The organism is Stenotrophomonas sp. STEN038 (assembly GCF_056759895.1).
On the sequence record NZ_JBRRDW010000006.1, the window covers coordinates 97,761 to 123,922 of the forward strand.

20 protein-coding genes are annotated in these 26,162 nt (G+C 64.1%); 10 read left to right on the plus strand and 10 right to left on the minus strand.

The window, feature by feature from the left end; translation table 11 throughout:
• Positions 1-205: 205 nt before the first annotated feature.
• The 4 genes from ACVOLS_RS04085 to ACVOLS_RS04100 form a co-directional block, all read right to left on the minus strand.
• Positions 206-1,213: a hypothetical protein gene (locus ACVOLS_RS04085; protein ID WP_481544567.1), complete on the minus strand. Its 1,008-nt coding sequence runs from the start codon at positions 1,211-1,213 to the stop codon at positions 206-208.
• A gap of 221 nt (positions 1,214-1,434) precedes the next feature.
• Positions 1,435-4,245 carry a TonB-dependent receptor gene (locus tag ACVOLS_RS04090; RefSeq protein ID WP_481544568.1) on the minus strand — a complete coding sequence of 937 codons (2,811 nt, stop codon included), beginning with the start codon at positions 4,243-4,245 and terminating at the stop codon, positions 1,435-1,437.
• A gap of 183 nt (positions 4,246-4,428) precedes the next feature.
• Positions 4,429-5,091, minus strand: coding sequence for an energy transducer TonB (locus ACVOLS_RS04095; protein ID WP_481544569.1), 663 nt, complete (start codon positions 5,089-5,091; stop codon positions 4,429-4,431).
• A gap of 338 nt (positions 5,092-5,429) precedes the next feature.
• Positions 5,430-6,167 carry an SIMPL domain-containing protein gene (locus ACVOLS_RS04100; RefSeq protein ID WP_481544570.1) on the minus strand — a complete coding sequence of 246 codons (738 nt, stop codon included), beginning with the start codon at positions 6,165-6,167 and terminating at the stop codon, positions 5,430-5,432.
• 131 nt (positions 6,168-6,298) lie between these two features.
• On the opposite strand from ACVOLS_RS04100, the gene ACVOLS_RS04105 reads away from it, so the two are divergent.
• Genes ACVOLS_RS04105 through tldD form a run of 4 tightly spaced genes read left to right on the plus strand, consistent with a single transcriptional unit; the run spans position 6,299 to position 13,743 of the window.
• Complete coding sequence (locus tag ACVOLS_RS04105; protein ID WP_481544571.1) at positions 6,299-6,895, plus strand: Maf family nucleotide pyrophosphatase; 597 nt, start codon at positions 6,299-6,301, stop codon at positions 6,893-6,895.
• 5 nt (positions 6,896-6,900) lie between these two features.
• Entirely contained in the window at positions 6,901-8,391 is a 1,491-nt protein-coding gene (rng, locus tag ACVOLS_RS04110; protein WP_303749560.1) for a ribonuclease G, read from the plus strand.
• Positions 8,392-8,430: 39 nt separating this feature from the next.
• A complete protein-coding gene (locus tag ACVOLS_RS04115) occupies positions 8,431-12,249 on the plus strand; it encodes a YhdP family protein (protein WP_481544572.1) in 3,819 nt (1,272 codons plus the stop codon).
• Positions 12,250-12,297: 48 nt separating this feature from the next.
• Positions 12,298-13,743, plus strand: coding sequence for a metalloprotease TldD (tldD, locus tag ACVOLS_RS04120; protein ID WP_481544573.1), 1,446 nt, complete (start codon positions 12,298-12,300; stop codon positions 13,741-13,743).
• Between the two features lie 228 nt (positions 13,744-13,971).
• Here tldD and yjgA read toward each other — a convergent pair whose 3' ends face one another.
• Positions 13,972-14,568: a ribosome biogenesis factor YjgA gene (gene yjgA, locus ACVOLS_RS04125; protein WP_481544574.1), complete on the minus strand. Its 597-nt coding sequence runs from the start codon at positions 14,566-14,568 to the stop codon at positions 13,972-13,974.
• A gap of 135 nt (positions 14,569-14,703) precedes the next feature.
• Between yjgA and pmbA the strand changes: the two genes are divergently transcribed.
• Together pmbA and ACVOLS_RS04135 are read left to right on the plus strand one after the other, a co-directional pair.
• Positions 14,704-16,071, plus strand: coding sequence for a metalloprotease PmbA (gene pmbA, locus ACVOLS_RS04130; RefSeq protein WP_481544575.1), 1,368 nt, complete (start codon positions 14,704-14,706; stop codon positions 16,069-16,071).
• 104 nt (positions 16,072-16,175) lie between these two features.
• Positions 16,176-16,559 (plus strand): DUF4870 domain-containing protein, encoded by a 384-nt coding sequence (locus ACVOLS_RS04135; protein WP_481544576.1) that lies wholly within the window; start codon positions 16,176-16,178, stop codon positions 16,557-16,559.
• 247 nt (positions 16,560-16,806) lie between these two features.
• Here the strand turns inward: ACVOLS_RS04135 and ACVOLS_RS04140 are convergent, their stop codons facing one another.
• The 5 genes from ACVOLS_RS04140 to ACVOLS_RS04160 form a co-directional block, all read right to left on the minus strand.
• On the minus strand, positions 16,807-17,685 hold the full coding sequence (locus ACVOLS_RS04140) for a polyprenyl synthetase family protein (RefSeq protein ID WP_481534051.1): 879 nt from the start codon (positions 17,683-17,685) through the stop codon (positions 16,807-16,809).
• Positions 17,675-17,935 (minus strand): exodeoxyribonuclease VII small subunit, encoded by a 261-nt coding sequence (locus ACVOLS_RS04145; protein ID WP_481544577.1) that lies wholly within the window; start codon positions 17,933-17,935, stop codon positions 17,675-17,677. The genes ACVOLS_RS04140 and ACVOLS_RS04145 overlap by 11 nt, the downstream gene beginning before the upstream one ends.
• A 31-nt stretch (positions 17,936-17,966) precedes the next feature.
• Entirely contained in the window at positions 17,967-19,265 is a 1,299-nt protein-coding gene (tilS, locus tag ACVOLS_RS04150; protein ID WP_481544578.1) for a tRNA lysidine(34) synthetase TilS, read from the minus strand.
• A gap of 202 nt (positions 19,266-19,467) precedes the next feature.
• On the minus strand, positions 19,468-19,962 hold the full coding sequence (locus ACVOLS_RS04155) for a WG repeat-containing protein (RefSeq protein WP_481544579.1): 495 nt from the start codon (positions 19,960-19,962) through the stop codon (positions 19,468-19,470).
• Positions 19,963-19,991: 29 nt separating this feature from the next.
• Complete coding sequence (locus tag ACVOLS_RS04160; RefSeq protein ID WP_481544580.1) at positions 19,992-21,692, minus strand: alkaline phosphatase; 1,701 nt, start codon at positions 21,690-21,692, stop codon at positions 19,992-19,994.
• A 151-nt stretch (positions 21,693-21,843) separates the two neighbouring features.
• On the opposite strand from ACVOLS_RS04160, the gene ACVOLS_RS04165 reads away from it, so the two are divergent.
• From ACVOLS_RS04165 to ACVOLS_RS04180, 4 genes are all read left to right on the plus strand, one after another.
• Complete coding sequence (locus ACVOLS_RS04165; protein ID WP_481544581.1) at positions 21,844-23,175, plus strand: dicarboxylate/amino acid:cation symporter; 1,332 nt, start codon at positions 21,844-21,846, stop codon at positions 23,173-23,175.
• A gap of 309 nt (positions 23,176-23,484) precedes the next feature.
• Positions 23,485-24,018 (plus strand): hypothetical protein, encoded by a 534-nt coding sequence (locus ACVOLS_RS04170; RefSeq protein ID WP_481544582.1) that lies wholly within the window; start codon positions 23,485-23,487, stop codon positions 24,016-24,018.
• A 98-nt stretch (positions 24,019-24,116) separates the two neighbouring features.
• On the plus strand, positions 24,117-24,656 hold the full coding sequence (locus tag ACVOLS_RS04175; protein ID WP_481544594.1) for a hypothetical protein: 540 nt from the start codon (positions 24,117-24,119) through the stop codon (positions 24,654-24,656).
• 47 nt (positions 24,657-24,703) lie between these two features.
• Complete coding sequence (locus ACVOLS_RS04180; protein ID WP_481544583.1) at positions 24,704-26,128, plus strand: adhesin; 1,425 nt, start codon at positions 24,704-24,706, stop codon at positions 26,126-26,128.
• The last annotated feature ends 34 nt before the right edge of the window (positions 26,129-26,162 follow it).

Consider the following 26,162-nt stretch of genomic DNA (forward strand, 5'->3'; position numbering starts at 1 on the left):
CTCCCAACGCTCCTATGTCGCTCCTAGCCGACAACGCCGCTCTTCTTCTAAGCGGCCCCGAAAGGAGCTAACCTACTGTCCCATATACGGTTTCAAGTCCTTCTTGATTTGCGCGAAAGAATTGACACCGGCACTTTTTTGTCGGCGATTGCGTAGTCCAAGGTGGAGATCGCAGCCTTTGGGTGCCATGACTGCCCACTGCCACCTAAGTGCTGGTGCCTGCTTCTGCCAGCCTTGCCATGGCAAAACGCCCGCGCGCAGCAACCTGGGGTGATGGGTCGGATGCCAGTGTTGCGGCGAGCGCAGCTGCCTGCGTGCCAACGGCTGCAGGCTGTTTGATCAACATCTCCGCGGCAATGCAGCGGACGCTGGGTGAGGCATCGCGCAGCGCCGCCTCCAGCAGTTCCGGCAAGGGATAGGTCACTTGCAACCGGCGTTCGCCTGTTACCGGTTCGAACTTGCCTTTGCACCACTTCAGGTCAGTCCAGGTCCAAGTGCGGCCCGCAATCCAGGTTGCGCGTCCCTCCAGCAGAAAGCGGAACGATCTGGCGCGCACTGCGGGTTGAATCGCGTTGTGGGCGATCGTTTTCAGCCATGTGTCGATCAGGGGTGTGCGTGCGAGCTGTACCAGGACCGACGTGACGGGCCCGGCGGGTGCACCAAGGATTCGTTCGAGCAGGCCGCGGGAAACCAACGCCAATGCGGTCAATTCTTCGAGGGTCTGCCGCTCGGCGGCGTTGAACCTGCCCCACGAGTGGAGGGTGGGCAGGACGCTCCATAGCGCCTGCGCTACGTCCTGCGGTGTCGAGGCGGCAGCGATTCGAAGGAGGTGCTCGCGTGCGGCGGCGCGTACTTCGGGGACCCAGTCGTTCAGTCGGCGCAATGCCAACGCCAGAAAGAGCGCGCTGGGCGCTGCTTGCAGGCAACGTAGGGTCCGTTCGCGCACATAGCCATCGGCGTTGCATAGATCCAACCAGGACAGGTGCCGATGTGCACGCGTCCATGGCTGCCACCAATTGCGTGTTTGCTGTGCACGCGCCCAAAGCTCATGACGGACCTGTTTCTCCAGCGCATCCAGGTTGCTCAGGGGCATTGCAGTCGATGCCTGTGCTACGGGGGTGAAGGCTTGTTCGCTTGCTGTCGCGTTCGATGCAGCAAGAAAATGCCTCGCCGCCTGCAGGAACGCCGCATTGGATGGGGGTGGCGAAGACATTGGTCGCTACTGCACGGTGTAGATGCGGCAGTTTGCCATCATCCGCAGCAGCGTTGCGGCGCTACAGCAATCAAGGCATGGCAGGGCGTGTTGATCGCTGAAACAGGAACGGCTACGGGGGCTTCCTTGCGTAGCGGGCAAAGAAAAGCCGCGAGTGATCGCGGCTTTTCTCCGGTGCGGTGCAAGCTGCCCCGGCGCGGTTGGCGCCGGGGCGGGCGACATCACTTGAACGTGTACTTGGCGCCAATCGTGTAGTAGCGGCCAACCGCACCGCTGTAGTGCAGCGGGTTGTAGTTGACCGCGCCGTAGGTCAGCGGATCCAGCGGTGCGATGCGGTCGGTGAGGTTCTGTACCGAACCGAAGATCTCGAACGCATCGGTGGCGCGCCAGCGACCGGACAGGTCGATGGTGTAGAACGCGCGCAGCTTGCAGCCACGCGGTGCATCGGAACCATCGACATAGTGATTGGCACAGCTGTCACCTTCAAAAGCGACGTTGTCCATGCTGCCGATGTAGTTGGCGATGCTGCTGATACTGAAACGATCCATGTCCCAGGTCAGGCCGAAGTTGAGACGGTCCTTCGGCGTGCCGATGCAGTTGGTGACATCGCAATTGCCGTGCGTGCCGGCGTACTGGTACACGGTGCCAGTACCGTCATCGCGCTCGAACGAGTTGATCCGGGTCCACTGCAGATCCATCAGCAGCTTGCCGTAGTTGCCCAGCGCCACCCGCTGGCGGATGTCGAAGTCGAAACCGCGGATGGTGGTGGAGGCGGAGTTGATGTAGTCAACGCTCACCGCCAGCAGGCTGCCGCTGTTTGGAATTCCGGCAAGATCATTGTCCGAGCGGATGCCGCGGCCAGCGGCCAGGGCCAGGTCGGTATCGCCCTGGTTGATCTCATTGGTGCGTTTGATCTGCCAGGCGTCGAAGGTCATCGTCGTGCTGGAGGTCGGGTCCAGCACCAGGCCGACGGTATAGCTCTTGGACTTCTCCGGCTTCAGGTCGGGATTGGCCGAGGTGATGATGGCCAGGCTGACGGCACAGTCCACTGCGGTGGCACCGGGGGCCGGGGTGCCACCCGGACAGCGCACCGGATCACGAGCGGTGCTGAAGGCGGCCAGGCCGCCGTCACCGGCTTCAGCCGGACCTGGCGCGCGGAAGCCTTCGGCATAGGTGGCACGCAAGGCGATCCATTCCGCAGGCGTCCATTTCAGGCCAACTTTTGGTGTGGTGGCAGTGTCGCCGCCCTTGTATTTGTCCACGCGCAGGGCACCGGACAGCTCCAGCGAGTCCAGTACCGGCGCGACCATTTCCGTATACAGCACGCCAACTTCCTGGGTGCCCTTGTAGGCCGAATATCCCAGGCCGATGATGTCGCCCAGATCGGTGTAGGTCTGTGGGTCGAGGTTGGCTTTCTGGCGACGGTACTCGGCACCGATTGCAAAGCCCAGCGGACCGCCGGCCAGATCGGCGAGGCTGCGCGAGGCCTTGAAGTCGATCATGTCCAACGTGGTGGACGCGTTGGCGTGGATGGTCGGCGAGATGTAGTCGTAAAGCGCCTGCGAGTTCTGTCCTGCATTGGCGCCGATACGCCACCAGCCCACAGGGCTGTTCGGGTCGGTCAGTGCGGTACGTACGTGGCTGTAACGCAGGAAACCGGTGCGTTCGTTGACCAATTGGGTTGCCGAGTGCAGGTAGGCGGTATCGATATCCCAATCGCCTGCGGTGCCCTTCACGCCAACCAGGAAGCGGGTGAACTCGTTGGTGTTGGTGGTGACGCGCGGGCCTACATCAAAGGCGGCGTAGCGCAGGCGGGCGTCCACGTCCAAGGGGTTGTCCGGGTGCGCAGCGCCCAGCACCGTGGCGCCGGCGCCGCTGCTGGCATTGACCGGGCCGCCCGGATAGCCCCAGGAGCCGGAAACGCCACTGGGGGTGTTGTAGAACACGTTCTTTTTCTTTGAGTAGCCGAACTCGCCGTACATCTCGAAGTTGTCCGACAGCACGAAGGTGCCGCGCGCGAACAGGTTGCCGAACTCTTCGCTCGGGCTCAGGCTGCGGAAGTCCTGGGTCTGCCACAGGCAGCCGCCACCAGCATCGACTGGACTGATATTGGAGAACTGCGAGCAGCCGGGCAGGGACTGGTAGATGCCGGTCGCAGGGTCACGGATGCTGCCTGCTGGCGAACTGCCGGCGACGGTGCCGTTGGAGGTGATGGCGCCGTTGAGCGGGAAGAACTGTCCGCCGGATACGCGATCGAAGCCATAGGGGCTCAGGTCGCCATTGCCGATCCACTTGCGGTTGCGGCGGTCGGAGATACGGATGTCGTCGGTCTTGCTGAGGTCGATGCTGATGAAAGCGTTGTAGCCATCGGTATCCAGATCGCCCACGCCGGCGGTGAGTGAGGCCTTGCGCGCGTTGCCATCACTGTCGCCGGAAGTGCCGTAGGAGGCCTTGAGCATGGCACCGGTGAAGTCCCTGCGCAGGATGATGTTGACCACGCCGGCGATGGCGTCGGAGCCATAGATGGCTGAAGCACCATCCTTCAGTACCTCGACGCGCTCGACCGCATCCATCGGGATGACGCTGAGGTCGGTGAACACCTTCTGGCCGTCATCGGCCAGGCCGTAAGGTGCCATGCGCCGGCCGTTGAGCAGGACCAGGGTTGAAGCTGCACCGAGGCCGCGTAGCGAAATGCCGGAGCCGCCGCCGGCGAAGCCGGTACCAAAGCTCTTGGGGATCGAGCCGGCGCCGTCGCTGGTCAGGGTCTGCAGGTATTCGGCGATGGTGGCCTTGCCGGTACGGTCGATCTCCTGCCGGGTGATGACCTGCACCGGTGACGCGGTTTCAGTTGTGGCGCGTGGAATGTTGGAACCGGTGACCGTTACCCGGTCCAGGTTGGTGGCTTGTTGTTCCTGTGCCATGGCCAGCGGTGCGCCCGCTGCCAACGTCAATGGAACCAGGAGCAGGCGGCCAAGGTTGCCGGTGATGGCGTCGCTAAGACGGTTGCTGCGTGGGTAGGTCAGATGTTTCACAGTCTCTCTCCAGGGAACAGCGGCAAGAAGGCCGCCAACACGCGGCCAAGAACATCGACGGCCGCGAATCTAGGTTTCCCATGGGTGACGAGGTAGTGAAATAATCATTAATGGCCACAGACAGTTTGGCGCTGCTTATGGCAGCGTTTAGAAAACGCTGCCATAAGCGAACAATTGCCCTGTTCAGCCAAGTTTGAAGTCAACCGGGATCAGGCCATAAGCCTGTACCGGACGGCCGCCGTCGGTAGCGGGCTGGAACTTCCAGCGACGCAGCACTTGGCTGCGGGCGGCGTTGTCCAGACTGCGGTTGCCGCTGCTGCGTTCGATGCTGACTTCCAGCGGCGAGCCATCCACATCCACCAGGACCCGCAGCGTCACCGTGCCCTGTGCACCGGCGATCAGTGCATCACGCGGATAGCCGGGCGCTGGAGCGTTGCGGTAGCGCAGCTGCACGCCCTGCAGCGGTGTGGATGCACTGGTTGGATCGATGGATGGGCTGTTGTCGATCGTCGGTGCAACATCCACCGGTGCGGTGACGACCGCCTCGGTAGCGAAGATCGGCATCGGTGCGTTGTCCACCGGCGCTGCCAGCGCCGGTTGCCGCGGCGTTGACGGCGTGCGGGTCACCGGTACATCGACTGGCGGTGTGGGCGGGTTCGGGATGATGGGTTTGACGTCGCGGACCTGCCAACGCTCCCGCACCGCTTCGTTGTGGATCGGTACCTGTGACAGCGGAATCAACAATAGGCCCAAGGCAAACGCGTGCAGGGCCAGGGCCGTGCTGTAGGCGAGAATGCGCGAGGGTTCTACGTGCAGGGACGGACTGCGTTGCTGCGTGCGGACCATTTACCACCTCCATGCGTGGGCGTGTGACAGAGAACAACGCGCGATGACACGGGACGGGGTTGCTGATTTGCGTCCCGTGGCTGCAGTGCGCCTGTTATTCAGGCGTTCGGCAAGCGGGGAGGTTGTTTCTGGTCAGCTGGCGGACAGTTTGAAGGCACGTCGGCTGGCCTTTGTAGGAGCGGCGTGAGCCGCGAAGCAAGCGCACGATCGGTGGGCATAGTCGCCAATGATTTCAGCAACGTCAGCTTCGCGGCTCACGCCGCTCCTACAGGCGGCGCGATTGCGCGAAACAAAAACGGCGCCCGCAGGCGCCGTTCCGATTGCAGCTGCCGCGTTGCTCAGCGGCCCAGTTCGAACACCACGTCCAGGTTGACCGAGACGGTGGTTTCGCCCGGCGACACCGCGGTATCCATCTCCATCTTGTTGGCGCGGCCGGCGGCCATGGCCATCATCGGCATCGGCCGGAAGCCGCCCTGGCTGCCTTCGGAAATGCTGACGATGCGGCGCACGCGCAGACCCAGTGACTTGGCATAGGTTTCGGCGCGGGCCTGGGCCTTCTTCAGCGCGGCCAGGCGGGCTTCGTCATAGACCGGTTCCGGCTGGTCGATCTCGAAGCTGGGGCCGTTGATCTGGTTTGCGCCCTGTGCGGCCAGGCTGTCCAGCACCTTGCCCAGCTTGCTGATGTCGCGCACCTTCAGGCTGACGGTGTTGCTGGCCTGGTAGCCAGTGATCTTCGGCGCTTCGTTCTCGGCGTAGCGGTACTGCGGGCTGAGGTTGATGCCGCTGGTCTGGATGTCGCGCTCGGCAATGCCTGCGGCCTTGATCGCGGCCATCACCTTGTCCATCTGCACGGCGTTGTCGCGCATGGCGGCGTTGCCATCGGCCGCCTGGGTGACCACCCCGGCAGACAGCGTGGCCACGTCGGGCACCCGGTGGGCTTCGGCCTGGGTGGAGACATTCAACAAGGTCGCGTCGCTGGCAACCACGGCCGGGACGGTTTGGGCATTGGCGGTCATCGAGACTCCAAGAGCGAGAGACAGGGACAGCAGCAGTGGGGCGAGGGCGGTACGGCGCATGGTGATCCTCCTTGGCTGGATCGTGAAAATGAACACAGGGCGATGAACGGGTGGTGAGCCATGATGGGGTCGCCGTCACTTTGCCAGCAATGCTCATCATTCAGGTTGCTGGCCCGGGTTATGCTTTCACGATGCTTTATCTCGCCTCCCGCTCCCCGCGTCGTAACGACCTGCTGTCCCGCCTTGATGTGCCCTTCCGCGTCCTCGATCTGGAGGTGCCGGAGCAGCGTGCGCCGGGTGAAGCGGCCGATGCCTATGTGCGCAGGGTTGCGCTGGACAAGGCCCGTGCGGGGCTGGTGCTGGTCGCCGATGACCCGCAGGCCGTGGTGCTGGGCTCCGATACCGAGGTTGTGCTGGATGACCGGGTCTATGGCAAGCCGGCTGATGCCGAAGATGCAGCGGCCATGCTGGCGTCACTGGCCGGGCGGACGCACCGGGTGGTCACCGTGGTGGCCTTGGCTGCGGCAGGGCGGCATGCATTGGAGGCGGTAGTTTCGGAAGTGACTTTTGCGTCGATGAGCGCGGCGCAGATCCAGGCCTACGTCGCCACCGGCGAGCCGATGGGCAAGGCTGGCGGCTATGCCATCCAGGGTGGGGCGGAGCGTTTCATCAGTCATTTGGCCGGCAGCTACTCCGGGGTGATGGGGCTGCCGTTGCAACAGACCGCCGCGCTGCTGGCGGCATTTGCCGCGGGCGCGGACGACAATTCCATGGACAAGGGGGAATGAAGGACGTGTCTGAAGAAATTCTGGTCAACGTCACCCCGCGCGAAACCCGCGTGGCGGTGATTGAAAACGGCATGTTGCAGGAGCTGCACATCGAGCGCGGTTGGCGCCGCGGTGTGGTCGGCAACATCTACAAAGGCAAGGTGCAGCGGGTGATGCCGGGCATGCAGGCGGCCTTCGTCGAGGTCGGCCTGGACCGTGCTGCGTTCCTGCACGCCAACGACGTGGTGCGCCCGGCGCCGGTGGCGGCCGATACCGACGAAACCGCGCCGAGCCTGCCACTGCCCTCCTCGGTGCCGATCGTGGAGCTGCTGCGCGATGGCCAGGACGTGGTGGTGCAGGTGGTCAAGGACCCGATCAGCACCAAGGGGGCACGCCTGACCACACAGATCAGCATTCCCTCGCGTTACCTGGTGCTGCTGCCGCAGTCCAAGATGGTCGGGGTTTCGGCCCGCATCGAGGACGAGGGCGAGCGCGCCCGTTTGAAGTCGCTGGTCACCGAGATCTCGGCCCAGCACGGCGGCTACGGCTACATCGTGCGCACCAATGCCGAAGGCCAGCCGGCCGAGGCCTTGGCCGAAGACATCTCCTACCTGTCGCGGGTCTGGGCGGTGGTGGAGCGGCGCGGCCGCGAAGCGCCGCCGTGCAGCATCATCTATGAAGACCTGAGCCTGCCGTTGCGCTCGGTGCGCGATCTGATCCGCAAGGACGTGGACAAGGTCAAGGTCGACTCCAAGGAGACCTTCACCCAGTTGCAGGCCTTCGTCGCCAAGTACATGCCGGTGCTGGGCGAGAAGCTGGAGCTGTATACCGGCGACCGGCCCATCTTCGACATGTTCGGGGTCGAGGACGAGATCGTCCGCGCCTTGAACAAGCAGGTGCCGCTCAAGTCCGGTGGCTACCTGGTCATCGACCAGACCGAGGCGATGACCACCATCGACGTCAACACCGGTTCCTTCGTCGGCCAACGCAATCTGGAAGAAACCGTATTCCGCACCAACCTGGAGGCGGCGCAGACGGTGGCGCGGCAGCTGCGGCTGCGCAACCTGGGCGGGATCATCATCATCGACTTCATCGACATGGATGACGCCGAGCATCGCCGTCAGGTATTGCGCACGCTGGAAAAGGCGCTTGCGCGTGACCATGCCAAGACCACGGTGTACGACTTCTCGCCGCTGGGTCTGGTGGAAATGACCCGCAAGCGCACTGTCGAAAGCCTGGAACGGCAACTGTCGGAAACCTGCCCGCAATGCAGCGGCCGTGGCAGCATCAAGACCGCCGAAACCGTCACCTACGAAATCTTCCGTGAGATCACCCGCGCCGTGCGCCAGTTCGAGGCGGCACGCCTGCTGGTGATTGCATCCAGCAAGGTTGTTGCGCGCATCACCGATGAAGAGTCGGCGGCGGTGGCCGAGCTGGAGGAATTCCTCGGCAAGAGCATCCGCTTCCAGGCCGACGACCAGTACCTGCAGGAGCAGTTCGATGTGGTGCTGCTCTGAGCACGCTCACTTCGCTGCACGGAAGCGCGAAGTGAGCTGATGACCACGTTGTTGCGCCACCGCCTGCGCCGCTTCCGTCGCTATGCCTTGATGGCATTGGCGATTGCGTTGGTGTGCGTGGCCTTGCTGGTCGGTACTGTCAGCCAGCTTCTGCCGATGGTGGAGGCGCATCCGGACAAGGTTGCTGCCTGGTTGAGTGAGCGTGCGGGGCAACCTGTCGCCTTTGATCGTCTGGACACGCGCTGGACCCGACGTGGCCCGCTGCTGCAGCTTGATGGTTTGCGGGTTGGGCAGGGCGGGGGTGTACGCATTGGCCAGGCCGAAGTACTGGTAGCGGTGTATTCGGGCCTGCTGCCCGGCGCGCCCCTGACCGAGCTGCGCCTGCGCGGGCTGGCGTTGACCCTGCAGCGGGCTGATGACGGCCGCTGGTCGGTGCGTGGTCTGCCCGAGTCCAGGACAGGCGGCGATCCGCTGGACGCCCTGCGCAGGCTCGGCGAACTGCAGGTGATTGGCGGTCAACTTCAGGTGCAGGCACCGTCGATCGGCCTGCAGACCCGCATTCCGCGCATCGACCTGCGCCTGCGTGTGGATGGTGAGCGCCTGCGGGTAGGTGCAAAGGGCTGGATCGATACCAAGGCCGCGCCGGTTACCGTGGTATTGGATTTCCAGCGCCAACGCGGTGATGGTCAGGCCTGGTTCTCCGCCGATCCGGCCGAACTGGGTGCATGGTCCTCGTTGTTGAAATTTGCCGGAGTGCAGCTGCGCCAAGGCAAGGGTGAACTGCAGAGCTGGGTGCAGCTGCAGGACAACCGTGTGGTAGCGGTCAGTGCCGAGGGCGAACTGGACGATGTGCAGCTTGCCGGTGCGCCGTTGCAGGGTGCTGCCGCACCGAGCGTTGCCTTCAACAAGCTGCAGCTGCGCGCGCGCTGGAAAGCGATTGACGGCGGCTGGCGGCTGGACGCGCCAAGGTTGCGGATCGCCGTTGACAGCAACACCCAGTCATTGGATGGCTTGCTGCTGGCCGGCGGCAAACACTCTGTGGTGCAGGGCAAGCAGCTCGATGCCGGTCCAATGCTGCAGGTGCTTGCGCTCAGCGACCGCCTGGAGCCCAGCTTGCGGAACTGGTTGCATCGGTCCAAGCCGTCGTTGAAGTTTGCCGATATCAGTCTGCTAGGTACTGCCGACGGCCCCGTGCGCGCCAGTGGCGAACTTCTGGACGCCAGCTTTGCGCCGGTTGGCGGCAGTCCCGGCGTCACTGGTCTACGCGGGCATTTCGAAGGCGATGCACAGGCGTTTTCGTTGGGTCTGAAGCCGGACCACGTTGTGCGTTTTGATTGGCCGACAGGCTTCGGGGTGCTGCATGAGCTGCAGCTTTCCGGTGATCTGGTCGGCTGGCGTGAAGGCGCCGGTTGGCAGATAGGGACGCCGGCTTTGCGGGTGCAGGGTCAGAACTACGCCGCCGATGTGCGTGGCGGCCTGTGGTTCCAGGGCGACGGCACCCGGCCATGGATCAGCCTGGCTGCCAAGATCGATGATGTGCCGATGACGGCTGCCAAGCAGTTCTGGGTGCGCTCAAGCATGAGCGATGCGGCGATCGAGTGGCTGGATGCGGCACTGGTGGATGGCACCCTGCGTGGCGGCACCGGTCTGGCGGTTGGTGACCTGGACGACTGGCCGTTCACCGGCAACAACGGTCGCTTCGAGGCGGGTGGGCATATCGATGACGGCTCGATCCGCTTCCAGCAGGAGTGGCCGTTGATGCAGCACGTCAATGCCGATATCAACTTCATCGGTGGTGGTTTCGATTTGGCTGGCCGCGGGGATCTGGCGGGGGTCAAGGTGGATCGCCTGCGTGCGGGTATCGCCAGCTTTGCCGACTCCAAACTGGTGGTGCAGGCCAGTACCGTCGACGAAAGCGCGCGCCTGCTGGCGATGCTGCGGCAGAGCCCATTGCAGGCCAGTTATGGCGACACCCTGGACAACCTGACGGTGGCTGGGCCGGCGGCGGTCAATTTCGATCTTTTGTTGCCGCTGCACCACGATGGTGGTGGGCATCTGCTGGGCGACGTCGATCTGCGCGACGTGCGCATGGCCGACAAGCGCTGGGACCTGCAGTTCGAGGGGGTGCGCGGCAAGGCCCAGTACAGCAGCGAAGGCTTCGACGCGCCGGCTTTGCAGGTACGCCATCAGGAACGCGATGGCGTGCTGGCGCTGCGCGCCGGCAAGCCGGTCAAGGACCCCGCGCATGCCTTCGAGGCCGAGCTGAGTGCGGATCTGGACGCCGGTAAGCTGTTGGACCGCGCGCCGGAGCTGGCGTGGCTCAAGCCCTACGTGCATGGCACTTCGGCATGGACGGTCGGGGTCAGCCTGCCCAAGGAGCAGGTCGGTGCACGCACGGGCCCGCCAACCCTGCTGACCCTGCGTTCGGACCTGCAGGGCACCCGCCTGCAATTGCCGGCACCGTTGAACAAGCCGGCCGCCGATGCCTTGGCAACCACGGTACAGGCGGCCTTGCCGATGGGAGCCGGGCGCATTGATGTCTCCTTCGGCAAGCTGATGGCCTTGGCTGCGCGCAGCCAGAACGGCAAGACGGGCGTGCAGGTCACGATGGGCAGCGACACCGTCGATCACGAGCCGCCGGCCGATGGTCTGGTGGTCAACGGCCGCACCCCCTCGCTGGACGCGTTGGAATGGATCACCTTGGCACGCGGCGGCGATAGCGACGGTGGCGAAGGTGGCGTGGCACTCAAGCAGGTTGATGTATTGGCTGATCAGCTGTTGATGGTGGGCGGGCGCTTCGCGCAGACCCGGCTGCAGCTGCGACCCGGTGCCGATGCGGTTGCCGTGCAGCTTGATGGGCCTGCACTGGCGGGCAACCTGCGCGTACCTACCGCCGATGGCGGCACGGTGAGTGGGCAGCTTTCGCGGGTCTATTGGCAGGCGGCAAAGGCGGCGACGGCCGAGTCCAGCGATACCCCGGCTGATCCGATCAACCCGGCCAATATCCCGCCGCTGGCACTGGATATCGACGACCTGCAGTTCGCCACGATCAAGCTCGGCCAGACCCGTCTGCGCACGCGCCCGACCGGTGACGGCCTGCAGGTCCAGGAGCTGGCAATCCGCGCGCCCAAGCAGGCCATCGATGTGCACGGCGAATGGCGCGGCATGGGCGCGCAGGCACGAACCCAGGCAACGGCGCAGGTACAGAGCGAGGATCTGGGCGACCTCTTGCAGCGTCTTGGCTATGCCGGGCAGCTGCGTGGCGGCCAGGGCAAGGTGAATCTGCAGGCTGGCTGGCAAGGCGGTCCGATGGCCTTCAACCTGGCCACGCTCGAAGGCGGCATGGACATGAATCTGCGCAATGGCCAGCTGTTGGAAGTGGACCCAGGCGCCGGCCGCGTGCTCGGTCTGCTCAGCGTGGCGCAGCTGCCACGGCGCCTGCTGTTTGATTTCCGTGACCTGTTTTCCAAGGGTTTGGCGTTCAATCATGTCGAGGGTGCGATGCGCTTCGGCAACGGCCAGGCCAGTACCGACAAGATCGCCATCGAGGCGCCAGCGGCGGAAATCACCATCCGCGGCCAGGCTGACCTGGTCGCGCAGCAATTCAACCAGACCATTGATGTGAACCCGCGCTCGGGCAACCTGCTTACCGTGGTGGGCGCGGTGGCCGGTGGTCCGGTGGGTGCGGCAGTGGGCGCTGCGGCCAACGCGGTGCTGGGCAAGCCACTGGGCGAGATCGGCTCCAAGAACTATAAGGTGACCGGGCCATGGAAAGATCCCAAGGTTGAAGTGCTGGACCGTGACGCCGCCCGTCTGCCGCCCCCGCTGGTTACGCCCGGCGCGGCCAGCAACCCCTGAATCAGTGCAGGCTTGCAAGAGGCAGGCCTGCCCCCCATCTGGATAATCATGACCGAAAACGCTCTCATGCTCGCTGAAACCCGCCTGCTGCTGCCCGCAGGACTGGATGCCAATCGCCTGGAACGCACCTTTGGCACCTTGCTGGGGCCGGGGGTCGATTTTGGCGATCTGTACTTCCAGCATTCGCGCCGCGAGAGCTGGAGCGTGGAGGACGGCATCGTCAAGGACGGCGCGCACTCCATCGAGCAGGGCGTGGGCGTGCGTGCGATTGCCGGCGAAAAGACCGGCTTTGCGTACTCGGACGATATCCAGCCGGCAGCCCTGCTGGCCGCCGCGCAGTCGGCACGCGCCATCTCCCGCGAAGGCGGCGAGCAGAACGTGCGCTCGCTGGTGCGCGGCAGTGGTCGCGCGCTGTACCCGGCGCTGGACCCGGTGGACAGCATCGGCAACGAAACCAAGGTGGAAGTGCTCAAGCGGCTGGACCGCTACCTGCGTGCCGCCGATACCCGCGTGCAGCAGGTGATGGTGAGTCTGTCCGGTGGCGTCGATACGGTGTTGATCGCCCGTAGCGACGGTGTACTGGCCGCTGACGTGCGCCCGCTGGTGCGCTTGAACGTACAGGTCATTGTCGAGCACAACGGCCGCCGCGAATCCGGCTATGCCGGCGGTGGTGGCCGTTACAGCTATGAAGAATTGTTTGCCGGTGAGCGACCGGAAGCCTTCGCCCGCGAAGCGCTGCGGCAGGCATTGGTCAACCTGGAAGCCATTCCGGCGCCTGCTGGTGTGATGCCGGTGGTGCTCGGCCCGGGCTGGCCCGGCGTGCTGTTGCACGAGGCGGTGGGCCACGGTCTGGAAGGCGACTTCAACCGCAAGGGCACCAGCGTCTATGCCGGCCGCATCGGCGAGCGTGTGGCTTCGCCGGGCGTGACCATCGTCGATGACGGCACCCTCGATGGCCGCCGCGGCTCCTTGAACATCGACGATGAAGGCACCCCGACCCAATGCACCACGCTGATCGAAGACGGCATCCTGGTCGGCTACATGCAGGACACGCTCAATGCGCGCCTGATGGGCGTTGCGCCGACCGGTAATGGCCGTCGCGAATCCTTCGCGCACATGACCATGCCGCGCATGACCAATACGTACATGCGTGCAGGCAACCATGATCCGGAGGAGATGATCCGCTCGGTGAAGAAAGGCTTGTACGCGGTCAACTTCGGTGGCGGCCAGGTCGATATCACCAGCGGCAAGTACGTGTTCTCGGCGACCGAGGCCTACCTGATCGAAGACGGCAAGATCACTGCGCCGGTGAAGGGTGCGACCTTGATTGGCAACGGCCCGGAGACCATGCAGAAGGTGCGCATGATCGGCAACGATCTGGCACTGGATGAAGGCGTGGGTATCTGCGGCAAGGACGGGCAGAGCGTGCCGGTGGGTGTCGGCCAGCCGTCGTTGCTGATTGATGGGCTGACGGTGGGTGGTACGCAGGCTTGAGGTTGAGGCTAAGGCTGAAGCTGAAGAGCCCCCCTCATCCGCCCTCCGGGCACCTTCTCCCGTAAACGGGAGAAGGGATGGCTGGCATTTGGAGTTTGGCGGAGTCAGCTCGAACTGCAGCTCTGCAATCCCATCTCCCGCATGCGGGAGATGATGCCCCGCAAGGGGGCGGATGAGGGGAGCTTTTCGCTACAGAACCAAATCCACAGCAAATCCCCTCAACCCAGATCAATCCTGCTCGTCGTCGCCATCCACATCATCAGCATCGTCATCACCGCCGCCAACTTCCGCAGCTGCGCTCAATACCGGCACCAGCATCAGCTCGCGCAGTACCTGGTAGATCTCGCGGTAGGCGCGCGGCGGCTTGTTCTTGGCTTTCTCGGCCAGCGCATTACGCACCAGCGTGCGCAGGCCCTGACGGTCGGCTTCCGGATGCTCGTCCAGCAGTTCACCCAGCGCCACATCGCCCTCGGCGAGCAGGCGCTCACGCCAGCGCTCCATGCGGTGCATGATCGCCACTTCACGGCGCGAGGTCTCGCTGTTGGCGTCCAGTGCGTTGCGGATCGCGTCCAGCGTCTCGTCTTCCTCGCGGCGCATCTGCTTGGCCAGGAACGCCAGCTGACGCTTGCGTGCACCGTGCGAGGTGATGCGCTTGGTGTATTCGATGTGTTCCAGCAAGCCTTCCGGGATCGGCAGGCGCGCCAGCTGGGCGGGGGTCAGCTCCACCAGGGTTTCGCCCAGCGCCAGCACTTCCAGCGCTTCGCGCCGGTTCTGGCTACGGCTTTCGCCCAAAAATTCACCGGTTTCTTGATCGCGTCCGCGCATCGCACTGCTACCTACTAAACTTCATGACAGGAAAGCCTGGCGCTCGCCGGGCTCCACGAAAAATCCACGTCACGCCGCCGCCAGTCATGCAAGACCGGGCAGATGTGAAGGGATTTGGCCACCAAGGATAAAGCATTGAACGCCATTAGCACCGATAAGCCTGCCGCCGACGACAGCCTGCAGCGCCTGGAACGCCTGACCGGTATCTCCCAGCGGCTGCTGGAACGAGCCCGCGCGATGGGCGCCAGCCAGGCCGAGGTCAGCTGCAGCGAGGACCGTGGGTTGGATGTGAATGTTCGCCTGGGAGAGGTGGAGACGGTGGAAGCCACCCATGACCGCGGCATCGCGGTGACCGTGTACTTCGGCCAGCGCAAGGGCAGTGCCAGCACCGCCGACCTGCAGGAAGCCAGCCTGGAGGCCACCGTGGCGCAGGCCTGCGCGATCGCCCGCCATACCGAGGACGACGCGGCCTCCGGCCTGGCCGACCCGGCGCTGATGGCCACCGAGTTCCCGGATCTGGACGGCTGGCACCCCTGGGAGCTGAGCGCCGAGCAGGCGCTGGACCTTGCGCTGGCCTGTGAATCGGCCGGCCGCGACAGCGACAGCCGCATCAGCAACTCCGACGGCGCCTCGGCCTCCACCGCGCAAAGTGTCTCGGTGTATGCCAATTCGCATGGCTTCATTGGCCGCGACCGCAGCAGCCACCATTCTATTGGCTGCGCGCTGATCGCCGGGCAGGGCGACGGCATGCAGCGCGATGGCTGGTACACCAGCGCGATTGCCCGCGAAGACCTGCAGGATCCGGCGGCGGTCGGCCTGCGCGCAGCCGAGCGAACCGTGGCCCGGTTGCAACCGCGCTCACTGCCGACCGGCGAGGTGCAGGTGCTGTTCGCGGCCGAAATGGCGCGTTCCTTGATCGGTCATTTGCTCAGTGCGGTTTCCGGCGGCGCTCTGTATCGCCGTGCCAGCTTCCTGCTCGACAGTGTGGACACCCAGCTGTTCCCGGACTGGTTTGCCATCGATGAGCTGCCGCTGCTGCGTCGCGGCCTGCGCTCCAGCTCCTACGACGGGGAAGGTGTTGCAACCCGCAACTCGGCGTTGATTACCGATGGCGTTCTGCAGCGCTACATCCTGGGCAGTTACTCGGCGCGCAAGCTGGGCCTGCAGACCACGGCCAATGCCGGTGGTGTGCACAACCTGAAAGTGAAGGCCAGTGCAGGCGACCGGGCATCCATGCTGTCGGGTATGGGCACCGGTCTGCTGGTGACCGAATTGATGGGGCAGGGCGTGAATGGCATCACCGGTGATTACTCACGCGGTGCGGGTGGCTTCTGGGTGGAGAACGGACAGATCGCTTACCCCGTGGACGGCATCACCATCGCCGGCAACCTCAAGCAGATGTTTGCCGGCATCGAGGCGGTAGGCACCGACGTGGACCTGCGCTCGCATGTTTCGACCGGCTCCATCCTGGTGGGGAAGATGACCGTGGCAGGTAATGATTGACGCAGTCTTGCCAAACAGCGGACTATTCCCACGTGGAAGTTGAAGTACTTCCTATAGCTGCCTACCTTCATGGATAAGCCCTTTACAAGGATCTTGGGGAAACAATGAGCGATTACCAGAACACTCCGCCGCCGGCACCGACCGGTTCGCCGAATGCCGAAGAACGTCAATGGGGCATGTTTGCCCATCTGGCTTCGCTGAGCGGCATCATCATTCCGTTTGGCACCCTGCTGGGGCCGCTGATCGTCTGGCTCGTGAAGAAAGACACGATGCCGTTCGTGTCTGATCAGGGCAAGGAAGCACTGAATTTCAACATCACTGTGTTCATCGCGTTGGTGGTGTCGGGCATCCTGACCCTGGTTCTGATCGGCCTGCTGCTGCTGGCTGTGGTTGGCATTGCATGGCTGGTGCTCACCATCCTGGCGGCGATTGCTGCCAACAAGGGCGAAGCGTATCGCTATCCAATGACGCTGCGCCTGATCAAGTAATCAAGGCGATGGTCGTTTGAAAAAAACCCGGGTTTCCCCGGGTTTTTTTATTGTTCGCTGGCACGGCAGGTGTTTTTCGTTTGCGGCTGGCATCAGCTGCGGAGCCGATAGCGGGCTGCTCGCAGAGGCGCGATCATCGCGCCTTTGTTGCCTCCCTGTGCGGTCGGCAAGGGAGGTGCTGGAGCGTGCCGCGCTTTGGATCTGTCCGTTTCCCGGCTCATGCCGTGCATGCAAATGCTGCGGTCAGTCAATGCGAACGACGTACCGTCAGCTCGGCCAATGCCGACAATGCCGCCGCACGCTGGCCGAACGGTATCAGCGCTGCCTGCATTGCCGTTGCCAGCTCGGCCAGGGTGGCCTTGGCACCATCCATGCCCAGCAACGAGGGGAAGGTCGACTTGTCCTGCGCCTGGTCCTTGCCCGCGGTCTTGCCCAGCTGCTCGGAGCTGGCCTCGACATCGAGGATGTCGTCGCGGATCTGGAAAGCCAGCCCCAGGGTGTCGGCGAAGCTGTCCAGCTGTGCAAGTTGGGCGTCGCTGGCCTCACCACACAGTGCGCCCATGCGCACCGCGGCGCGGATCAGCGCACCGGTCTTCATCGCATGCATGCGCTTGAGGTCGTCCAGCGCCTGCTGCTGCCCAGTGGCGTCGATATCCAGCGCCTGTCCGCCACACATGCCTGCAGCGCCGGAGGCACCGGCCAACGTCTTCATGCAGTTCAGCGCCAATGCCGGTGGCATCCAGGCGTCGGCGAGGATCTCAAAGGCGCGGGTCTGCAAGGCATCACCGGCAAGGATCGCGGTGGCCTCGTCAAAGGCGATATGGGTGGTCGGGCGGCCACGGCGCAGGGCGTCATCGTCCATTGCGGGCAGGTCATCATGCACCAGCGAATAGGCGTGAATGAACTCGACCGCGATCGCAGCGGCGTCCAGTCGCGCTTCGTCGGCGCCGAACAGATAGCCGGTGGCGTAGACCAGCATCGGCCGCATGCGTTTGCCACCGCCAAGCGCCGCATAGCGCATGGCCTGGTGCAGGCGTTGTGGTGCAAGCTCCGGGTCGGGCAGGGCGTCCTGCAGCTGTTCTTCGGTGCGTTCCAGCCAGCGGGTGAGCAGGGCGTCAGTCTTCATTGCCACTGTTTTCAAAGGGTTCGGATTTCTCTGGTTGGGCCGGGTCGGTAACCAAACGGACGCGCAGTTCGGCCTGTTCCAGCGCCTGTTGGCACTGGCGGTAGAGACCTACGCCACGTTCGTATGCGGTCAGCGACTGGTCCAGACTCAGGTCGCCGGCTTCCATCTTCTCTACCAGCTGCTCCAGTTCTTCGAGCGATTGCTCGAAGTGGGCGACCGGTGAGGTTTCATTGGGGGACTTCTTTGCCATGGCGCAAGTGTGAGCGGCCAGCGGGAAAGGGTCAATTCACCGGATCTGGCGGCAGCCATTGCAGTGACGCACCACGCGCCTGCAACCACGCCTGCAGCGGCGCGGAAATGACCCGGTCAACTGCCGCCAGCACGGTCTCGCCTTGACATAACAGCGGCAGCTGCGCGCGTAGCCACGGCGGCACGTTGGCCTGCTGCAGGCAGTGTTTGAGCTGGTGGCTGTGGCTGCGCCCAGGCAACTGTATGCGTTCGCCGCCCTGGCGCAGGCGCAGCTGCATTGGCTGCTCGAAGGCGCTGGCGCCATGCAGTACCAGTTTGCCGCCATCCGGCAGCTTGGCGGGTTCGCTGCCATTCCATTCTTGCGTCCACCCTTCGGGCCAGGGTTTGGGCAAAGACAGCGCATGCAGCTGGTCACGCCAACGTACGATGCGGGCCTGCTGCCAGCGGAATTCAGCCTGTTGGTCATGGCCAGCAGCCAACAGCTGCTGCTGGATCGCCAGCACGCCGTTGCCCGGCAGTGCTGGCAGCCCTCGCTGGGTCACCCACAAGCGCAGTACGCGGGATTGCTGTGCGGGTGCGAGCAGGTTCAATGCAGCGAGCTGCAGCGCTCCGTCCGGTTCCTGGCAATGCTGCAGCAGGGCTGCATCGTTTTCGTGCAGCAGCTCCGCCGCCTGTGCAGTCAGCCCGGCGCTGCGCGCCATTGCGGCGCTGGCATGTGGCCAGCGTTGGCGCAGCAGTGGCAGCACCTGCAGGCGCAGGAAGTTGCGGTCGAAATCCGCGCTGTCGTTGCTGGGATCTTCGATCCAGTGCAAGCCGTGGTGGCTGGCGTAGGTCTCCAATGCCGAGCGCGGTACCTGCAGCAGTGGCCGCCATAGAGTGCCGTTGCCGAAGCTGCGCAGCGCCTGCATTGCGCCCAGGCCATCGACACCGGCGCCGCGCAGTGCCCGCAACAGGAAGGTCTCCGCCTGGTCGTCCTGGTGATGGGCCAGAGCCAGCCATTCGCCTTCGTGCAGGTGGGCTTTGAACGCACCATGGCGGGCATCGCGGGCAGCTGCTTCCAGGCCTTGGCCGGTATCGCGCGGAACCTCGACATGCACCAGCTGCAGCGGGATGTTCCAGGTTGCGCAGAGCTTGCTGCAGTGCTGCTGCCAGTCATCGGCGACTGCCTGCAGGCCGTGGTGTACGTGCAGTGCGCGCAGGCTACCAGGCCGGCGACCGGGTGCGTTGGCCAGCAGGTGCAGCAGTACGGTGGAATCCAGGCCACCGCTGAAGCCGACCATCACCGGGATGTCGTTCGCGGGCTGCAGCAGGGAAGGGGGAAGCAGGTTCATGGCCGCGCCGAGTATCGGCGGCGGCGGCGAAGCCTGCAATTGTTGCCGCCAGATGTTGGCCGCTGCCAGCGCTTGTGGGAGCGGCGTCAGCCGCGAAGCTGATGGATCTTCAGATTGCGGGCTGGCTGGTGATTTCATTGTTGCCGGCTTCGCGGCTTATGCCGCTCCCACAAACCGGTACAAAACCCGTATACAACGCGGGTCAGGGCAGCATCTTGCCTTGGCGATCGATGCGGTAATGCTTGCCGCCTTCGATGGCGGTGTGGCCGCCGGGGTCAGGTTTGCCCGGCGCACAGCCCTGGCAGACCTCGGCGATGCCGTCCGTGAACGGCCAGCCCCAGTCGAAGCGGGCGGCAAAGGCCGGTTGCAGTTGGCGGTCGTAGTAGCCGATCTGGCCATCGACCATGGAACGGGTCAGGCCTTCCTCGAAGTAATCCGGGCCGTTGTCGTAGGTGATCACCGGCAGGTGGTGGCCGTCGCGACGCAGGTAGTAGTGCTGCTTGCCGGCGATGACCGAGGTCAGCCCATCGGCATCGTAGTCAAGCTGCGCCAGCGCCGTTTCGGTGACGATCAGCGTGCCATCACCGGTCCGCTTGCAGCCGTCCAGAATCTTGAACGTATCGGTGTCCATCCGGTAGCAAGCCTCATCGGCCAGTGCGATTGCTGGCACCGTGGCCAGTGACAGCAATGCTGCCACTGGCCATCCGGCAGTGTGCCGGATACGGCTCACTGCGCCTTGCGCTCGAACTTGACCGGCTGCGGCAGTTCGACCGGTACGCCCTGCGCGTCGCAGGTGCCCAGTGCGCACAGGCGCTCACGCAGGCGCGGGGTGGACTGCACGATCAGGTGGTAGATGGTGTTCTGTTCCATCGTGCCACGCACTGCCTTGCTGCCCGGGCCGCGTGCCCAGATGCCGACATCCTCACCGCCGTGCGATTCGCTCTTGGACGGCACCAGCGCTTCCTGCATGTAGTCCGGGTGCTCGGTGTCGACGTGGGTCAGGTCGGGGCGGCCGTTGGCGGTCTCGAAGCTGCTAGGCGAATGCGGGAAGCGCTTCGGGCCGGCCGGCTGCTGGTTGCTGGCACCGGTGTAGCCCGGGCCATTGGCATAGCTCAGGGTGGTGTAGGGCATGCCCATGCCGTCGCGGGCCAGGTCCAGTGCGCCCATGCCGTCTTCGCCGCCCTTGTCCTTGACCTTGCCGAGGATGGCGTTGCCGCGTGCCGGGTAACCGACGAAGTTCAGCGTATGCGAGTGGTCGGCGGTGACGATGATCAAGGTGTCTTCGGCCGAGGTGGCGTCAACGGCAGCCTTGACTGCATCGGACATGGCGATGGTGTCGCCCAGTGCTCGCGCCGCGTTGCCGCTGTGGTTGGCGTGGTCGATGCGGGCGCCTTCGACCATCAGCACGAAGCCTTCCTGGTGCTTGGACAGGTTGGCGATGGCGGCGCGGGTCAGTTCCGCCAGCGAGGGTTCACCGGCGCGGTCCTTGGGGCGGTCCTGCTCGTACTGCATGTGGTCCGGCTCGAACAGGCCGAGCAGGGCCGGCGCGTTGGCGGCAGCCTTGAGCTGGTCGGCGTTCCACACATAGGCGCCCTGCGGGTGCTTGGCCTGCCATTCGGCGACCAGGTTGCGGCCGTCCAGGCGCAGGCCGACCTTGTCGGCGTATTCCGGGTCCTGCTCGTTGATGGTGGTGAACTGGCCACGACCGCCGCCCAGTGCAACCAGCGGGCCCTGGCCGTAACGCGAGGTGGAGATCAGCTGCTGGGCGATGTCCACGCAGCCGGCGGCCTTGGCCGCTTCCGGCAGGTCGGTATCGTTCTCCCAGTTGCGCTCGGGCGAGTGCGCGTAGGTTGCCGCCGGGGTGGCGTGGGTCAGGCGCGCGGTGGAGACGATGCCGGTGGCCATGCCGGCGCTGTCGGCCAGCTGCAGCCAGGTCAGCAGGCCCTTGGGCAGGCTGTCGGCGCAGTTGTTGCGACTGCCGGCGCTGACGCCGATGGCACCCATGTGGCTTTTCACGCCGGTGGTGATCGCGGTCATGGTGCCGGCCGAATCGGGGGTCTGCGAGTCGGTGTTGTAGGTCTTGCTGAACGCGGTGCCCGGGAAGCGTTCCCAGGACAGCAGGTTCTCTTCACCCGGCTGACCCCGGCGCTGGCCTTCGAGGATGCGCGCGGCGGCCACCGTGGTCAGGCTCATGCCATCGCCCAGGAACAGGATGACGTTCTTGGCCTTGCCGGCCATGGCGCCATTGCCGGCGGCGCGGGCGGCACCGTCGCGGTACCACCATTGCGGTGTTTCCCCGTCCGGACGGGTGATCTGGGGGACGTCAACGCTGACCGCGTTGGCCGGGCCGGACTGCGGGCCGGTGCTGGCGCAGGCGCCAAGCAGCAGGGTGGACAGGGCGGCGGACAGGAAACTGGCTTTGCGCATCGGGGGTGTTACCGCTGGATGAATACAGACCGTCATTATGGTCAAGCGTGGAAGGCATGCATATGACACGCAGCTTTTCTGTGTGGGCATCGTGCTGGCTGAGGCCTTGCGCTATCGTGGGAACCTTCGATTTGTTCTCCGGATTGACGATATGAATGTGGTTTCTGCCTGGCTGCGGATCCCCTTCTGGCAGCGGGTGGTTGGCGGCTTCGTGCTCGGCGCGCTGGCCGGCTGGGCACTGGGACCGGCGGCTGAGACCTTCTTCGGCCCGCTGGGCGAACTCTACGTCACCTTGATCAAGATGATCGCGGTGCCGCTGGTGTTCTTTGCCGTGATCAACGCCATCGGCTCGCTGCATGGGCAGAAGTCGGTGGCAGCACTCAGTGGCCGCACCTTCCTGTGGTTTGTCATCACTGCCGCGTTTGCGGTGGGCATCGGTCTGCTGGTGGGTACGGTGATGCAGCCCGGTACCGGTGGCCTGAAGCTGGCGGTGGACTCGACCTACACTCCGCGTGACGTGCCCTCGATCGCCAAGGTGCTGATGGATGTGGTGCCGTCCAATGTGTTCTATGCGCTGGCCGGTATCGGCACCAAGGCCAATGCGGCTGGCGAACAGGTGCTGGCGGCGGGGCGCGGCTCGATCCTGCCGGTGATCTTCTTCGCCGGTTTGCTCGGCTTCGCAATGGTCAAGTTGGGCGAGAAGGTCAACGAAGCGCGCAAGCTGGTTGGGCAGATGAGCGAGATCATGATCCAGGTGACCCGCTTCGTGCTGGAGATGACGCCGCTGGGTACCTTCGGCCTGATCGCCGGCCTGGTCGGCAGCTATGGCTTCGAGAAGCTGTTGCCGTTGGGCAACTTCGTGCTGGCGCTGTATGTGGCCTGCGCGCTGCACATCGTCATCGTCTATAGCGGCTTGTTGCTTGCGCATGGCTTGAATCCGTGGAAGTTCTTCCGTGGTGCGGCGCCAGGCATGCAGGTGGCGTTCGTGGCGTCTTCGAGTTTCGCGGCGATGCCGGTTGCGATGCGCTCGATCAGCGACAACCTTGGCGTCAACAAGGATTACGCGTCGTTTGCGGTGCCGCTGGGCGCGAGCATCAAGATGGATGGCTGCGGGGCGATCTACCCGGCGCTGTGTGCGGTGTTCATTGCCCAATACACAGGTGTGCCACTGACCCCGGAGCAATACGTGATCGTGCTGATCGCATCGGTGCTGGGTAGCTTCGGTACGGCCGGCGTGCCGGGCACGGCGGTGGTGATGGCCACGGTGGTGCTGAGTGCGGCCAACCTGCCGCTGGAGGCGATTGGCTACCTGTACGCGATCGACCGCATCCTCGACATGATGCGCACCATGACCAACGTCACCGGGCAGATGGTGGTGCCGGTGATCGTGGCCAAGGAAACCGGGCTGCTCGACCAGCAGGTCTATGACGCTGCCGGGACACCTGCGATGGGGGCTGGTGCGAACGGTCGCCACCTGGACTAGCCATCCGCCGTTGATGCGCCATGGAGAAGGCCGGCTTTGCCGGCCTTTCTTTTTGTTCAACGATCGAGGCTTGTAGCAGGTGTAACAACTGTCTGTAACAACACTGATACAGCGGCGTGAAAGCCAGGCCAGGCCTGCCTTTCGCGTTTCCATCGGGCCTTCCATGCGCCGGTTCTTACATCTGCATGGCTGTGACATGGATACACCCGCAGGTGTTTGCTTCTATTGGTAACTGATTGTTTTTACGTGAAATAGTTACTTGGCACGGATGCTGCTCTATCACTCGCGTTGGTACGAGTGGACGACGCAATGGACAGCTGGACCCTACATCGTTATGCCGCCCTGATCGGACTGTTGCTGATCGGCACTGTCGCCAGTGAAGCCGCAATGGCTTCGGGGGCACGTCAGGGCGTAAAGGCACAGCCGGGCGAGATTGTGTTGCTGCGCGATGTATCGACGCGGCCGGCCTACCGCATGGCACCGCCAGGCATGGCATTGATTGCCGATCCCTCTCCACGCAAGGAGCTGGGCTCCGCGCTGGGGGCGGGTGGCATGAGCGAGCTCAGCGATGATGACTATGCGGCAATGGGGTCGGGCACAGCTGGCAGTCAGCTGGCCGGGCATGGGCAGACCACGGTCGAGCGGGTAACCACCGGCATGGTGGGCGGTACCTTGGGGCGCGTTGTCGGCGATGACGGCATGTTGTCCGGAGGCCAGTTGTCACGTGCCATCGGTGGCCCGATGGGCGCTGTGGGTGGAGCAACGCGCGGGATTGGCGACCAGGTGCGTGGTGCATTGGCACAGTTCCCGCTGGGCCAGCCGGCCGGGCCGGGTGGCAAGTGAACGCCCCCATCGCCCCCGTCCCTGCGGTCGTGCTTGTGGTGGCGCTTGCCCTCGTGGGTAGTGCGCACGCGCAATCGGGCACTGACAGCTACAGCGGCATGCTGTCCTATCTTTCCACCGATACGCGGATTGATGGCGGGGCTTTGGCCGGCGCCAACGGTTCGATCAAGCTCAACCAGGCTGCAGGCGACCTCAACCTGCAGGCCAACCTGCACAGCATGGCCAACGGCGAACAGGCATCGGCCAGTGTCAGCAGCCTGCAGCGGCGCCAGTCCAATCTATTCAATTCACCGATGCAGGCCACGGCCACCATCGGCGGCAATGCGCTGGCGGGTGCCGGTGGTATTGCATCAATCAATCAGGCCAGTGGCGGTGGCAATGCGGAGTTGAACTCCGTCACCGCGACACTGGCCGCACAGGGCATACGCGAGGCAAGTGATGAGGCCATGACTTCATCCGAAGTGCTCGCGTCGGCAGGGGGGCAGTCCACCGTCACCGACCCTCGCGCAACCCGAAGGGTTGGCGTGGAGGCATCCGCGTTGCGCGGATTTGACGGCGTACTGCAACTCAATCAGATCGCGGGATCAGGCAATGCAACGGAGAACAGATTCAGCATCTCCGTGCAGGGCACCCCGTGAGCACAGTTCCATCCACCCGATGCATCAGAAAATCTGAAGAGGGCACCATGAAAGCGATCAAATGGAATGTACTCGCCATGGCGGTTTCCGCGCTGACCCTCAGCGCGGCAGCCAATGCGGCGGATGATCAGAACGCGACCGCGAACATCAATCACCAGCACGCTGTGACTGAGACGCGGACGAATACCAACACGAACACCAACATCAACACCAATGTTGATACCGACATCGATCTGAAGTTGGATGCTGCAGCTCGTCTGCGCTACAACGACACGCGCAACAACACCGATACGCGGACCAACACAGAAACCACCAGTACCTGGTCCAGTGATGTAACCGAGAACGTGCAGAAGACCTCGAACATCTCGGCCGACGAGCGCAAGGAAAAGAACAACCACGGCGTGGATGTGAACCTTGAGAAGGACATCCGTCTGAGCTCGGATGTGAATTTCTCTGGCGACCCGACCATTACTGGCAACATCGATCTGGATTCGGCAGCGATTGCCCTCATCGACAACCGTCAGTCGGTCTCCAACAACCATGCCCGTAATGGCTTGCTGGACAACACCGCATCGATCGCCGACGACGTGGGTTCTGAAGCGTCGGGCAACCTCGGCTTCAACGTGGCTGCCGGCGACAACAACACCCAGGATAATGCTGCCGCGCTGTCCGCTGCCGATGCGTCGTTCAGTTTTGGCATGGCCGATGCCGAAGTGTTCGTGAACCAGGCCGGCATGAACAATTCGACCTGGAACCATGGTGTGACCAACGATGCAAGCATCGGCGGCAACGCCTTCTCCGGCGCATCTGGCAACATCGGCGTCAACGTGACCTCGGGCAACAACAATGAGCAGAAGAACGCTCTGGCTGCCTCGGTCGCCACCAGCGCCTATGCCACCTCGACCATCAGCTCGAACCAGAGTTCGAGTGGCAACCGCGTCGAGAACAACGGCTACTACGACCGCATGGTCAGTACCGTCAATGTAAGCCTGAGTGGCAAGGTCACCGGTACCACCAAGGGCACCGGCACCGGTGAGTACGCCGGCACCGGCAACTCCTACCAGAAGACCAACTTCTATCCGGACAACTGGAATGGTGACTCGCACCCGGCTGGCGGCCAGACTGGTCACTCGGATTGGGACAACCAGACCCAAGGTCATGTCGACAACCCGAATCGTCCGGGCGTCGGCGGCATGGCATGGGATACCGATGAGAAGGGCAACCTCAAGTTCAGCGAGATGGGAACTGCTGACCTGACGGCCAGCCTCAGTGGTCAGGTAACCACCGTTGACTGGGTGGCGGTCAATGCGACCAATACCGCCAGTCTGTCGGGCTCTGCGTTCTCCAACGCGTCGGGCAACATCGGTGTGAACGTGTCCTCGGGCACCGGCAACCTGCAGGCCAACAGCCTCGCGCTGGCGGTGGCACAGCCGTCCACCGGTGGCGGTGGTGGTACCGGTAACGAGCCGTAACCGGATGCGTCATCCCCATGGATGACGCACTGGC

What these genes read in the sequence shown, in the direction of transcription:
- ACVOLS_RS04100 (WP_481544570.1), bottom strand. Translation starts at nt 6,167, where the DNA reads ATGCGCCGTACCGCCCTCGCCCCACTGCTGCTGTCCCTGTCTCTCGCT.
- ACVOLS_RS04180 (WP_481544583.1), top strand. Translation starts at nt 24,704, where the DNA reads ATGAAAGCGATCAAATGGAATGTACTCGCCATGGCGGTTTCCGCGCTG.
- ACVOLS_RS04175 (WP_481544594.1), top strand. Translation starts at nt 24,117, where the DNA reads ATGCTGTCCTATCTTTCCACCGATACGCGGATTGATGGCGGGGCTTTG.
- ACVOLS_RS04085 (WP_481544567.1), bottom strand. Translation starts at nt 1,213, where the DNA reads ATGTCTTCGCCACCCCCATCCAATGCGGCGTTCCTGCAGGCGGCGAGG.
- ACVOLS_RS04140 (WP_481534051.1), bottom strand. Translation starts at nt 17,685, where the DNA reads ATGAAGACTGACGCCCTGCTCACCCGCTGGCTGGAACGCACCGAAGAA.
- ACVOLS_RS04165 (WP_481544581.1), top strand. Translation starts at nt 21,844, where the DNA reads ATGAATGTGGTTTCTGCCTGGCTGCGGATCCCCTTCTGGCAGCGGGTG.
- ACVOLS_RS04095 (WP_481544569.1), bottom strand. Translation starts at nt 5,091, where the DNA reads ATGGTCCGCACGCAGCAACGCAGTCCGTCCCTGCACGTAGAACCCTCG.
- ACVOLS_RS04145 (WP_481544577.1), bottom strand. Translation starts at nt 17,935, where the DNA reads ATGGCAAAGAAGTCCCCCAATGAAACCTCACCGGTCGCCCACTTCGAG.
- yjgA (WP_481544574.1), bottom strand. Translation starts at nt 14,568, where the DNA reads ATGCGCGGACGCGATCAAGAAACCGGTGAATTTTTGGGCGAAAGCCGT.
- ACVOLS_RS04170 (WP_481544582.1), top strand. Translation starts at nt 23,485, where the DNA reads ATGGACAGCTGGACCCTACATCGTTATGCCGCCCTGATCGGACTGTTG.
- tilS (WP_481544578.1), bottom strand. Translation starts at nt 19,265, where the DNA reads ATGAACCTGCTTCCCCCTTCCCTGCTGCAGCCCGCGAACGACATCCCG.
- tldD (WP_481544573.1), top strand. Translation starts at nt 12,298, where the DNA reads ATGACCGAAAACGCTCTCATGCTCGCTGAAACCCGCCTGCTGCTGCCC.
- ACVOLS_RS04135 (WP_481544576.1), top strand. Translation starts at nt 16,176, where the DNA reads ATGAGCGATTACCAGAACACTCCGCCGCCGGCACCGACCGGTTCGCCG.
- ACVOLS_RS04160 (WP_481544580.1), bottom strand. Translation starts at nt 21,692, where the DNA reads ATGCGCAAAGCCAGTTTCCTGTCCGCCGCCCTGTCCACCCTGCTGCTT.
- ACVOLS_RS04115 (WP_481544572.1), top strand. Translation starts at nt 8,431, where the DNA reads ATGACCACGTTGTTGCGCCACCGCCTGCGCCGCTTCCGTCGCTATGCC.
- ACVOLS_RS04105 (WP_481544571.1), top strand. Translation starts at nt 6,299, where the DNA reads ATGCTTTATCTCGCCTCCCGCTCCCCGCGTCGTAACGACCTGCTGTCC.